Annotated in this window: 7 protein-coding genes; 3 read left to right on the top strand and 4 right to left on the bottom strand. The window is 33.7% G+C overall.

Annotated features, from left to right (window positions below):
• Positions 1-61 precede the first annotated feature (61 nt).
• Together WAF17_RS19315 and WAF17_RS19310 are read left to right on the top strand one after the other, a co-directional pair.
• The gene (locus tag WAF17_RS19315; protein WP_338763287.1) at positions 62-649 is read left to right on the top strand and encodes a 1-acyl-sn-glycerol-3-phosphate acyltransferase; all 588 of its coding nucleotides are present in this window, start codon (positions 62-64) and stop codon (positions 647-649) included.
• A gap of 159 nt (positions 650-808) precedes the next feature.
• Positions 809-1,234, top strand: coding sequence for a hypothetical protein (locus WAF17_RS19310; RefSeq protein WP_338763284.1), 426 nt, complete (start codon positions 809-811; stop codon positions 1,232-1,234).
• 74 nt (positions 1,235-1,308) lie between these two features.
• Here the strand turns inward: WAF17_RS19310 and WAF17_RS19305 are convergent, their stop codons facing one another.
• Positions 1,309-1,920 (bottom strand): YceI family protein, encoded by a 612-nt coding sequence (locus tag WAF17_RS19305; protein ID WP_338763282.1) that lies wholly within the window; start codon positions 1,918-1,920, stop codon positions 1,309-1,311.
• 187 nt (positions 1,921-2,107) lie between these two features.
• On the opposite strand from WAF17_RS19305, the gene WAF17_RS19300 reads away from it, so the two are divergent.
• Complete coding sequence (locus WAF17_RS19300) at positions 2,108-2,911, top strand: DUF559 domain-containing protein (RefSeq protein WP_338763279.1); 804 nt, start codon at positions 2,108-2,110, stop codon at positions 2,909-2,911.
• Positions 2,912-3,113: 202 nt separating this feature from the next.
• Here WAF17_RS19300 and WAF17_RS19295 read toward each other — a convergent pair whose 3' ends face one another.
• From WAF17_RS19295 to WAF17_RS19285, 3 genes are all read right to left on the bottom strand, one after another.
• Positions 3,114-3,782, bottom strand: coding sequence for a hypothetical protein (locus WAF17_RS19295; RefSeq protein ID WP_338763277.1), 669 nt, complete (start codon positions 3,780-3,782; stop codon positions 3,114-3,116).
• A gap of 292 nt (positions 3,783-4,074) precedes the next feature.
• Positions 4,075-4,731, bottom strand: coding sequence for a hypothetical protein (locus tag WAF17_RS19290; protein WP_338763275.1), 657 nt, complete (start codon positions 4,729-4,731; stop codon positions 4,075-4,077).
• Positions 4,732-5,183: 452 nt separating this feature from the next.
• The gene (locus tag WAF17_RS19285) at positions 5,184-12,746 is read right to left on the bottom strand and encodes a lamin tail domain-containing protein (protein WP_338763273.1); all 7,563 of its coding nucleotides are present in this window, start codon (positions 12,744-12,746) and stop codon (positions 5,184-5,186) included.
• Positions 12,747-12,793 lie beyond the last annotated feature (47 nt).

Below are 12,793 nucleotides of genomic sequence, written 5' to 3'. Positions count from 1 at the left end.
ATAAAAATTTTCAAGCACCCTCTTACCAATAACTAACAATCAAACATTAATAATTAAAAGAATGGTACTTGCTCTTTTTCGTTTTTTATTTCGTTTTCGTGGTTGGAAAATCACTAATAGCAAAGAAGTTACACAAGAAATATTGGATCGCTGTGTAATTATTGCAGCACCACACACCTCCAACTGGGATGCTGTTTATACAATTGCTTGGTTTGATATAGCCAACATAAACTGGCGTTTTACTATAAAAAAAGAGTGGATAAAACCTCCTTTCGGAAAAATGCTTTTGAAAATGGGAGCAATAGGAATAGACCGAACGCCCAAAAAAGCTGGAGAAAAGCGTCCTTCAATGGTACAAGCAATGGCAAATCTTTTTACAGAAAACGAAAAATTAGCTGTTGTATTTACACCTGAAGCTACACGCAATAAAGTAACAGAATGGAAAATGGGTTTTTATCACGCTGCAAAACTAGCAAATGTTCCGATTGCACTTGGTTACCTAGATTATCAAAAAAGAGAAGCAGGAGTTACAAAACTAATTGTTCCAACAGACGACATGGAAGCCGACTTGAAACAAATAATGGATTTTTATAAAGATAAAATAGGTAAATATCCAAATAAATTTTCTGTTGATTTAAGGTATGCTTAGTTTTCAATTAAGAAAGTATGATATTTAATTATCTCCTTTTTTTGAATAAATTTAGTTTTTCAAAACTAGAAATGAAATCATTTAGAGTTTTTTTGAACTCTATATCTTATTTGTTGTTGATAATTTAAGTTCTAAATCTATTATCAAAAATCACAAAGAATGAAAAACAAAATCAAACTCGGCTTTATTATTTCAGGACTTTCTAATATAGTTGCTGTTTTGATTTTATCTCGTTTTTTTACCAACGAATTTATTCCAAAATATGATAGTACAGTAATGTCTAATTTTGGTTTATTGATGATTATCGTTTGGGGACTAGCTTATATTTCTGTGGCAAAAGACTATAAAAAGATAAAATGGTTGGTTGCTGTTTTTGCTATTGAAAAGCTAATATATGGAATAGTATGGATAGATTGGAGAGTGCAAAACGATGTTTCTTCTGTTTTTAATGAAGATATGATGGCAGGAATTTTTTATTCAATCTATGGAATTAATGATTTACTTTTCTTTATTTTCTTTAGCTATGTTTTTATCAAACTAATCAAAGATTCTTTAAAAACAAAAAAGCATTATTCAAAAGAATAATGCTTTTTTCAGTAAGGGGAAAGATAATACAGTCTTGAATTTCTTAAAAATGTCTTTTTGTAGCTGGTTGAATTTTAGTTATGTAATTCCATAATAATCGTAATCTCTACTTCATCTCCTACAATTGCCGTGGCTGCCCAGCTTCCTGTTCCAACTTCATAATCTGTACGATCGATGGTCGTTTTTGCTTTTATACCCATTACAGTTTTATTTTTAAAAGCTGGATGTTGTCCAATTCCTAAAACTTTAAAAGGTAACTCAATATTTTTAGTTACTTCTCTGATAGTCAGTTTTCCGTGAGCTATATAATTCTTATCATCCACTTTAGTAAACTTTGAAGATACAAAAGTCATAGAAGGATATTTATCTGCATTAAAAAAGTCTTTTGATTTGAGATGCTTATCACGCTTTGGCTCTTGTGTGTTTACGCTATTGATATCAATCGTAAAATCAGCTTTGCTATCAGCTAAATTTTCTGGGGAAAAATTTAAATTACCTTTAAATTTATCAAAACGTCCTGTTGTGGGAACAAATCCGTGATCAATTGCAAAACTAATGCTACTGTGAGAATCATCTACTTTCCATTTAGTAGCATCAGCTAATGGGGAAAAAGCTACAAAAACACCTACCATTAGGATAAGAAGACCAAAGAAAAGGGAACGAGTAAAAAACGAATATCTTTGCATAAGATTTTTTTGAGTTTAAAAAAGTTAGTAAGTAAATAGTCTTAAATATCTATCTATACTTCTTTATACCCAAAACTTGATTTAATCACCCAATGAATTTGAAATAATTAATTAAAAAATGTTAATTAATTATTATTTTTACCATCGTAAAAAATTAGTTTTAAATTTATGATTAAAAAGAATAAGTATGTCCAAAAATTTTGAGAATAATGTCTTAGTGGCTTTGATGAACAACAAGAAGGATTTTTTGATAGCTCAAGAAAAAAGCTGGTACAGGATTCCTGTTAAATCTGCACCAAAAAACATACGAGATAAAACAAAACTAAAATACATAGCATTCTATCAAACTAAAGTTTTTGGCAAAGAAAAATATAGTGTAAAATGGTATAGCGAAGTAAAAAGAATAGATAAAGTTTTTCGTAAAGCCCTATTTGCAGACGAACCCAAAAACAGTAAATCTAATAAGGAATACTACAAAATAGAATTTGATAAGTTGCGCCAACTAAGAGAACCCATCATAAGTAAAAAAGGACGTAGAATATTATTTATTCCCACAACCGAACAAAAATTCTTTTCGGCTACAGAAATAAATTACCTTTTCAATGACAGTCCGATAGAAGATAAGTTTTGGGAAGCTCTTGTAAATCACGACATAGCAGCAGAACGACAATATTTTATCAATGCACAAGGCAAAAACCGTTTTTTGGACTTTGCTATTTTCTGCAAAGACAGAAATATCAATGTAGAATGTGATGGCGACCAGTACCACACAAAAGTAAAAGATGTCAAATATGATAAAGTCAGAAACAATGAAATCAGTAGCCTTGGCTGGAATATTCTACGTTTTACCACACATCAAATAGAATCCGAACTAGAACAATCTATTTCTTTAGTAAAAGATACTATCAACAAGTTAGGAGGAGTTGTTTATACAGAAAATCCTCAAAAAATTAAGCGTTTTCCTAAAGATGATGGTGGGCTTTTTGGGTAGAGTGGTTTTATAACTATTGACAGCCTTCTAAAAGGACTGTCAAAGTTAGAAATATATATTACCATTTTATCCGACTGAAAACGTTGTCAGTAGTTTTTTGGTAATCAAAAATAGCTTAAAATAAAAAACCGTATCTGATAGACTATTTCTATCAAATACGGTTTTTTAAGGTCTTTTTAGACTAAGTGGGAGTGGTTATAAATTAATTAAAATATAAATTGCTTATTATAGAAGGTGTTTCTATTTCATTGTATGGAAAAAGTTCTATTTCTTTTTTTTCTTCCATATCTATAACTCTAACTCTATTTCTATCAAAAGAGCGTATCTCTTGTGTTTCTGTAAAAAAATATGCTTTGGCTGTTTTGTCTACTCTTACATAATCAGAAACTCCTATAGCATAACCTACGTTATCTTCATCTATTTTGTACTCTACCAACTTATTCCTTATTTTCATTGTTGGATCATTTGGGTCATGTAAATTACGAGTTAAATAAAGAGAAGGGTTTCTTAACTGTCTATATTTTTGCCTTACCTCTTTTTCTATATCATTATTAAGTCTAATATTTATCTTATACTTTTCTTGAGGTATTTTCAGCCATTCTTTTCTTATCGTTCTTATATCTAGTATCAATAGCTTGGAATCTTTTGGACATCCACAGCTTTTTGGTAACAATACTTCAAAAGGCTTGTATAATCTATCATTTTCTTTCAAACTCTCTAAGGGTATCACTAATAATGTATTTAAATACATCTCTCCTAATACTAAAACTGCTCTCCTTCTACTATTTTTGTTGGGGTTATTTCCTATTTCTACCCCATAATTATCATCAATGTTCGCACTTGTAAAGTACGGAAACTGTTTTTTTGACATAAATTATCATTTTGCTCCCACCATTTTTGTCTAAATGACCTTTTGTCAAGTGTTTCTTAATGAAAAACACTTTTAGACAGATAAAATACCGTACATATCTATAAAAATTCCGAAAATACTACTTAAAACGGTATTAATTATCGCAGGAAACATGTGCAAAAATAATACCAAAAATAATTTTTATTTGCTTTTGATAGATATTTTTTTCATGAGAGCTAAAACCAATACCAATTAAATCAAAACTTTGACAGTCCTTTTAAGGTTGTCAATAGTTGCGAAAAGACAACGTTTTTTATAAAAAATCGTCGTCCTCTTCAATTATCCAATCTTCAATCAAACTTTCATCTAGTTCTTCATTTTGAAATTTTACATATTCCTCTCTATTTCCAAACCACTCTAAAACTTCTTTTCTGTCTAAGCGAGTAATTTTATCTGATAAATGGCTATGATAAGAAGAGTAAGGATAAGTTTTAAAATCTTCTACAAATCCATGTTTTTGTGGATTTCTATGGATATAAGAAACTAAATTTGAAAAATAACTATCACTTTCAACAACTAATCGTTTGAACGGACTTTGAAAAAGTGAACCTGTGCGTATTGGGCTGAAATATTTATTAAAGCCTTGAGCATAAGCTGTAAAAAAATGAGCAAATTGTCTGCTTGGTTCTACTGTTTTGAGAACTTTTTTATTGGCTTTATCTTTTGAAAATTCTGGATATAAATCTCCATAAGTAGGCAAAATTTCTTTTATTCGTACTAACAAATGAAAGTGATTTCCTAGCAAACAATACGCATACGTTTCCACTACACACGAACAATGATGATTATAAAGTTTCAAAAAGTGTTTGTAGTTCTCATCACTTCTAAAAATATTTTCTCCATTAATTCCTTTGTTGTAGATATGATAAACTTTTCCTGCTTCTAAAGGTGGATAATAGTTTTTTGCCATGTGCGTAGTTTTAGAGTTATTTATTTGACAGCCTTGTGAAAGGACTGTCAAAGTTATGAGAAAACTTTGTCAGTAGTTTTTCGGTAATCCGAAATAACTCTGACAATAGTTGCTCGTCTTTTCAGAGTTACAAGAAAACTTAGTTGCTTGTATTTCTATATTGTGCGTATTTCTAACTATTGACAGCCTTGTGAAAGGACTGTCAAAGTTATGAGAAAACTTTGTCAGTAGTTGTTTTGGTAATCCAAAATAACTCTGACAATAGTTGCTCGTTTTTTCAAAGTTACAAGAAAACTTAGTTGCTTGTATTTCTATATTGTACATATTTCTAACTATTGAAGCCTTCTGAAAGGACTGTCAAAGTTAAAAATGTTGCCATTTTATCGTAAAAAAACTTTGTCAGTAGTTTTTGGTAATCCAAAATACTCTGAAAATAGTTTTAGTAGTTTCATTTAAAACCTACTAGCCACCACAACACGCATTTTCAAATACTGTACATCGCCATTGAGATTGTATTTTTCTAAAAGTAGAATATAATGTCCTATACGAACTTTCCTACCGTCGTCGGCTGTTCCATCCCAACGAATAAAGGTGTTTTCTAAGGCTACCGACTGATTTTGCACCAAATCACGGACTTTCCTACCCTGCACATCATAGATTTTAATAGTGATAAGGTCGCCAACTTCGGCGCAATCTATGTAAATCTGTGTAAAATCTTCAAAGCCATCACTATCTGGAGAAAAAACCTGTGGTTCTGCTCTAAAACAGTCTTCCGTACTTGGTGTGGAGTTTCCTCTGCTCTGTGAGTTTTGATAGGCTGGTGTTCCAAAACCTACACTTTCGGCTGCCGAAGCCCAGTTATTTTCATCTTGTGTAGGTGCATCTGCACTAATTCGCTCTAACGAAACGCCTTCTTCATCTCTCAAAAGTCCCAAATGAAAATCCTCATCATAAGTAAAACGGTCTAGCTCATTGTCTTGATTATCAAATAGAATTACTGTTCCATCATCGTCTGCAAAGGTTGGTAAACGAGATTCCACAAAACCCTCTTCATTTCCATTCGGATATTGTATCAAAAGCTGTTCATTGGAAGTAGAAATAGCTACATATTCATAAGGTTTCAAAATCAAAACCTCTTCCGAAATTGCGTATTGTGTGCGTATCGTTCCGTCGGTATTTAGATTGGCAAGGCTAAAGTTTTGTAGGTTAATATATTTATCTGAATTATTGAAAAGCTCTACAAAATCAGTTCCGTTGGTTGGTGGATTAAACAAAATTTCATTCAAAATAATATCTCCTATTTCAGCTTCTTCTGGCAAGATTACTTCTGTAGTTGTGTTTTGAGCAATCAAATTTCCTGCACAGTCTGTAATAGCTTCGACTTCTAACGTATAAACGGTTCTGAAATCTAAATTATCAGAAAGTGAAAGCGTCAAGATTTTTCTAGTTTCGTCTAATGACTTTTCTGTAATCGTAACATTGCTATTTTGAATACTAATTCTTGACTGAACGGCTTGTAAACTATCCAGTTTTTCATCGAAAACAATTCTAATTGTTGTCGGATTTATGGCTTCTGCTCTCACTATTTTTGGCGCAATATTATCGCCACTTGTTCCTGCAACCGAATTTTGTTGTGCTGGTGTTCCTCCCAAATTAGAAACCGAAGAAGTCCAGTTTTCTCTTTCCAAACAAAAACTAGAAACATCAATCATTTCTAAAGAATAACCACCATCTCTTTTGTCATTATCAGAATGCCAAGCATCATCATAGGTAATTTCAAAAAGTAATTCTCCTTGATTATTTCTCAAAATCAATCTTTCACCACCATTATCAAGCGTTCTGAAACTGCTCATTCCGATTGTTTTTCCAAACCTTGAAAAAGCCGTTACCGAACTGGTTGGACACAAAATAACTCTTTCGTTTGGTAATAATTGAAAGACGGGTAGTGTCGATGTTCCTGTCGCATCTGTCAGCGTAACGCCATTGATACTCAAAATTTGGTCGGTGGTATTGGTCAGTTCTAAATACTCGCTTTCAGGCAATCCGACAACTGGCGCAGGGTCAGCCATAATTTCGGTAATCAAAAGCTGCCCAAATTGTGGTGTTGTTCCCTGTCCGAAAGGCAAACGAAGATTCGAAACTTCATTGCCAGAACAATCCGTAATTCCATTTATCAAAAGCTCATACAAAGTAGCCGTTTGAAGTGCGTTCTGTAATTTTATTCGAACAGATTTTGAAGTGATAATTTCAATGCTATCAATCTGAATAGAAGGAGAAATAACATAATTTGAAACTAAAGCAGCCGAAAGTAAATCAATTTTTTCATTAAAAACCACTACTAAAGTTTGATTATTCACGACTTGTAAGTTAGTAACTTGTGGACTTTGCAAATCTGGATTTGCTCCAAAAACGGAATTTTGCTCACTTGGTGTTCCTCCTCGTGGGTCGCTTGAAGAAGTCCAGTTATTTGCTTCTCCACACGGATTATTTACATCAATCATTTCAAGAGAATAACCTCCGTCTGCTTTCTCATTATCCTCGTGCCAATCCTTTTCATAAGAAATTTCAAAGACTGTTTCATTGTTTGTATTTATTAAAATTAGAGGTTCGCCTTCATTCCCCAAGCTTGGGAAAGAGGTTACTCCCAACACTTCAATGCCTTGATTTCTAAATTCTGTGGCTGCTGTCGTACTCGCTAAAGTCAAATATTCATTTGGTTGTAAGATTTTTGAAGGCAAAGAAATTGTATTTGTGGCATCTGTAAGAGTCAGTTTTCCAATATCCAAACGCTTATCTGAATTGTTATAGATTTCAAGATACTCACGGTTTGGAAGTCCTACGGCTGGGTCTGGGTCAGACATAATTTCTGTTATCAAAACTTCAAACTCCAAAGGTGTTGCTCCAATTCCCAACTCAAAACTCTCACTCTCTAAAAGACTATTTCCTGCACAATCTTCTACATTACTAATCGTCAGAATAATGACTTGATTTGGTTCTAAGTTTGGAGAAAACTCAATTTCGATTTGGTTATTTTCTTGCCAATTTATCGTTTCAATAGTTGCATTTTGTAAGCCATAATTTGAGGGATTTACGATAGAAAGACTATCCATTTTTTCAGAAAAAGTAACAGAAATTCTATTAGTTCCGATTAATGCAACCGTTGTAATAGTAGGTCTTTCATTATCTGGATTTGGTGCAGCTACCGAATTTTCTTGGCTTGGTGTTCCTCCTCTTGGGTCTTCTGATTCTCTCCAATTTTGCGCCTCTCCACATAGATTTTCTGTATCAATCATTTCCAAGGCATAACCACCATTAGATTTTTCAGAATCTCTGTACCACGAAGTAGAATAATTTACCTCATGCAAAAGTTGTCCATCAATATTTCTAAGCTGTAAAAGTTCTCCTCCGTTATTCAAACTAACCATTGAAGGAACACCCAAAACCTCAATATTCTGAACTAAAAATGAATCTACTTTTGAAGTCGTGGTCAGCGTAAGATAACTGTTTGGCGAAATAGCGACTTCTGGCAAAATTACACTATTTGTTGCATCAAAAAGGCGAACTGTTCCCAAATTCAAAAGGTCGTTTGTTGTATTGAAAATCTCTAAATATTCAGCATCTGGTAAGCCAACTTGTGGGTCTTCGTCTGCCATTATTTCGGTAATTAAAAGCTCTCCAAAAGTTGGCATTCTTCCAATTCCAATAGTTCTTGTAGTAGCTTGAATGATATTTCCTGCACAATCTGTAAGATTTTGAACTCTCAAAGTATAGCTAATTGAAGAGTTTAGAGGGGAAGATGTTTTTAATAGAACTTCATTATTTGTAGGCTGAGAAATGCTATCAATTCCAATTCCTGAAATAGAATAATTTGCAATATTGACAGCAGAAAGTGAATCTAATTTTTCAGAAAAAGTAAGTAAAATTTCTGTTGCATTTGCCGTAGTGTTTATTATTCTAACTTCTAATAAAACAGGGCTTTCATTATCTGGATTAGGTGCAGAAACCGAATTTTCGGCTGCTGGTGTTCCTCCTCGTGGGTCTTCGGAGGCTTTCCAGTTGCTTTCTTCTCCACAGAAATTGGTTTTGTCTATCATTTCTAAGGAATATCCTCCGTTTGCTTTTTGAAGGTCGCCGTACCAAGACGTTTTATAATCTACGCTATGAATTTCTGCATTTGTAGAATCTCTCAAAACTAACTTTTCTCCTGAATTATTGAGCGATGGAAAACCAGAAACTCCTAAAACGTTTTGCCCTGCAACGCTTCTCAAACTATCTACTTTTGAAGTGGTACACAAAATCAAATAAGATGTTGGAGCAATCAAGAAAGAAGGTAAGTCAATCGTGTTTGTAACATCAGATAATTTTACTGTTCCAAGGTTCAAAGGCGAATTTGTCGCATTATAAATCTCTAAATATTCAGCTTTTGGCAATCCAACTTGTGGGTCTTCATCTGCCATAATTTCGGTAATGATAAGTTCGTACTGATTTGGCATTCTGCCTACTCCAAAAGTAGATATGTTTCTAATTCCTGCTGTAATATTATTACCTGCACAATCTTCAATGTTTTGAATTATCAAAGTATAAATGGCAGAAGAAGACAATGCCGAACCAAATTTTAAAACTACCTGTCTATCATTTTTATAAATAATTTCTGAAATAGAAAGTCCATTATCAACAGAATAAAAAGAAGTATTTACTAAATCCAAACTGTCCAGAGATTCAGAAAAATTGACTTCTAAACTGTCAGTAGTTCCATTTTGTCCTAAGAAAACACTCACTAAATTTGGTGGAATCGTATCATTTACTGTTCCAAAAACTGAATTTTGAGCTGCTGGTGTTCCTCCTCGTGGGTCATTTGAAGCTATCCAATTTGCAGGGCTTTCACAGTCTGAATTTATATCAATTCTTTCCAAAGAATATCCTCCATCATCTTTTTGTTCGTCTTGATACCACGACGATGAATAAGTGATTTTTGAAATTTCTACATCATCTGCCCCTACCAAACGCAGCGTTTCGCCCGTATTGGAAAGCGAAGGAAAAGATGTAACAGCAAGTGTATTTCCAAACTGTGAAAGACTATCAAAAGCCGAATTACCACATAAAATTAAATACTGACCTGCTCCTAAACTATAACTTCCCAAAGTCGCAAAATTAGAAAAACCTTCTCCGTCGTAGAGTTTTGTTCCCTGCAAAGATTGTGTAGCATTTGAAGCGTTATAGATTTCGATATACTCGTAAGCTGGTAAGCCAACTTGTGGGTCTTCGTCTGCCATAATTTCCGTAATAACCAGTGAATTTGGAGCAGGTGGCGTTGGCAAAGAAAAAGTAACCGTTTGATTTGTGAGCGTATTTCCCAATAAATCTTGGATAGAATTTACAGTTAATGAATAGGTTGTAGAAGGCTGAAAATCTGAATTGAATTCTAATTCTACCGTAGTAGGAGAAGTTTGGTTTGCATCAATCGGCTGCCCAAAACCTGATAGATTATAATGATTTAATGCTTCTGCCGTAACTTCTTCAATTTCTTCTGAAAAAGTAAGCTGAGTTTCATTATCATCTAAAACCAAGACACTCAAAACACTTGGTGGCTGCGTGTCTCTACGGAAAATATGGTCTGAAACAGGTGCAATTTCTTCATTTTGAAGGTTAAAAAACCCTGCTGTAAGTGTGTAATCTAGATTTGGAACGAAAACAGAACCGAAAGTAAGGCGAAATTTTGTAGTCTCTCCATTTACAAGTTGTGCTGATAACGGACTGAATATCGAATTATCAACGCCATATTTTCCAATATTTTGTGCATCGGCAATAGTAGGAGGGTAATCAAAATCAATTTCTAAAACTGTTGGAGAAACAACCGAAACATTTGTAATTCTAGGACGATAAACGAATGTTCTTGAACTTGAAATAATAGCATTAGAATTTAAATCCTGTACGTTCTGAACTGTTAACGTATAATTTTCTGCTACGATAAAGTCATTTGAAAAAGTTAAAATGATAATATTAGGAGAAAGTGGAGCAAGTACTATCGGATTACCAAGACCATTGTTTACAGTATAATTTGCTGTATTTTGAGATGTCGAAGTCTCTACATTTTCAGAGAAAGTAACTTGAATCTGTGTTCTTGAAAGAACATCTATTTTTGAAATGCTTGGAGCTAATGTATTAAAATTAAAGGTTTGGGGAGTTGAAGCATTTCCTTGTAAATCATTTACATTTTGAACTGTCAGAGTAAGGTTTGAAATATCATTTAAAGAACTTCCAAAAGTAAGACGAACTCGTTTTGTATCAAAAGACAATAAAATGGCACTTGTAGGATTTCCAATTCCATTATCCAAAGAGTAGTTTGAGACATCTTGACTAGACGAACTTTCTACTGTTTCTGAAAAAGTGAGTTCAATTTGGTTATTGGGAAGTAAAATAGCTAAAATCACTGAAGGCGAAAGAGGGTCAAAGGAAAATTCCCTTGTACGAGTTGTCATTGAGTTGTTTTGTAAATCTTTTACATTTCGGATTCTAAGCTCATAAACTTGTTGAGGAGTAAAAGAAGACGAAAAATTAATCAAAACAGTGCTTGAAGTTTCCAAAACGGCAGAAGTAGGATTTCCAATTCCATCCAAAACCTCATAATTTCCAATAATTTGAGCAGAAACTGGGTCTATATCTTCATCAAAAATGACTCTAAGCTGATTAGCAGAAAGAGCCTGTACGCAACCCAAGAAACAAACATCTGGACGGTCGGTATCGTAATTGAAAGTAAGCGTTTGAGTAACTGGCATTGCGTTTCCTGCTGGGTCTGCAATATTCGAAATGTCTAAAGAAGAAATTGTATTATCATCAAATTCATTAGAAAAGGTCAAATAAACACGCTTAAAATTGGTATTATCACGAACAGCAGACAAAGCCGTATTTCCTGCAAGATTGTAATTTGCTGTGTTTTGTGCTGTGGCTGTGGTTACTTCTTCTGTGAAATCTAACTGTAAAGTTGTAGGACTAAGGACAGTCAAAGTTTGCCCAAGTGGAGCAGCATTATCATTGAAAGTAAAAGGCGTAGAAGAAGGAACGATTACATTTCCAAAACGGTCTTCAAAATCTTGTACATCTAAAGTATAAGAAGTTCCGACCGTAAAGTTAATAGCAAAAGTAAGTCTAAAGTTTTGTGCTTGATTGGGTTCGGCTGTTATCTGTGTTGGATTGCCAAAACCTGCCACATTAAAATCAGTATTTTGAAGGGAAGCAATATTCAAAGGCTCATCAAAAGAAACTCTAATTTGATTAGGCGCAGCTCCCAAAACACCTGTAACTGTTGGTGGCGTATTGTCTATGTAGGGCGCAATGGTTACGTTATCAAACAAAAAACTTTCTCTTCTTGAATTGGCAGAATAATTATACAAAACTCCAAAATGGGAAGGCGCAATGCTAATCGTTTCAGTCGCTTCTCCTTGCAAAACTCCATTAACAAAAACGAGCCAAGAACCACCAGAACCAGTATCAGCAATATAAATCACACGCACAGAAACACTCACAGGGTTAGAAAGTGGCGTAGTCGTTCCGTTTGAAAGAGGAATAACCGTTTCGGTATTTCCAACTTTTCTTTGCAAGGTAACAACATCTTGAATTTCAATAAAATAACCGTTTAGAGAACCAGAAAGGTCATTTCGGTCAGAAAGCAAATAAATTTCTGCTTTATTGGTATTGTTTGGTGGGTTTGGAGAGGTAAAAGTCAATTCTACATCAAAATTCCATTCATAATTAGTCGTTGTTGGATTGACTATAATGGGTGTAGAAAGGTAAGCCGTGCGAGTTCCACTTCCTCCAGTTGGTAAATCTGGCTGTAATTGATTGCTTCCATTGACCTGAAAACCTACACTTGCATTTACAGAGTTTCCACCGTTCCAAGTGGGGTTATTTGTAAAATCTCCATCTGAAAAATCATCAGTTAGTTGAGAGAAGCTAGGAAATATTATAGAAATGCAAAGGAAAAAGCCAAATAAAAGAGAGAGTAGAAACTGTTTCATTTTCTTGTATGATTTGAGAGATTTTTTATTTTCTCTAAATTACAAGA

This window comes from Bernardetia sp. ABR2-2B (assembly GCF_037126435.1).
GTDB lineage: Bacteria > Bacteroidota > Bacteroidia > Cytophagales > Bernardetiaceae > Bernardetia.
The sequence above is the reverse complement of the archived record's forward strand: the minus strand, read 5'-3'. Positions and strand labels throughout refer to the sequence as shown.

What these genes read in the sequence shown, in the direction of transcription:
- WAF17_RS19290 (WP_338763275.1), bottom strand. Translation starts at nt 4,731, where the DNA reads ATGGCAAAAAACTATTATCCACCTTTAGAAGCAGGAAAAGTTTATCAT.
- WAF17_RS19285 (WP_338763273.1), bottom strand. Translation starts at nt 12,746, where the DNA reads ATGAAACAGTTTCTACTCTCTCTTTTATTTGGCTTTTTCCTTTGCATT.
- WAF17_RS19295 (WP_338763277.1), bottom strand. Translation starts at nt 3,782, where the DNA reads ATGTCAAAAAAACAGTTTCCGTACTTTACAAGTGCGAACATTGATGAT.
- WAF17_RS19300 (WP_338763279.1), top strand. Translation starts at nt 2,108, where the DNA reads ATGTCCAAAAATTTTGAGAATAATGTCTTAGTGGCTTTGATGAACAAC.
- WAF17_RS19305 (WP_338763282.1), bottom strand. Translation starts at nt 1,920, where the DNA reads ATGCAAAGATATTCGTTTTTTACTCGTTCCCTTTTCTTTGGTCTTCTT.
- WAF17_RS19315 (WP_338763287.1), top strand. Translation starts at nt 62, where the DNA reads ATGGTACTTGCTCTTTTTCGTTTTTTATTTCGTTTTCGTGGTTGGAAA.
- WAF17_RS19310 (WP_338763284.1), top strand. Translation starts at nt 809, where the DNA reads ATGAAAAACAAAATCAAACTCGGCTTTATTATTTCAGGACTTTCTAAT.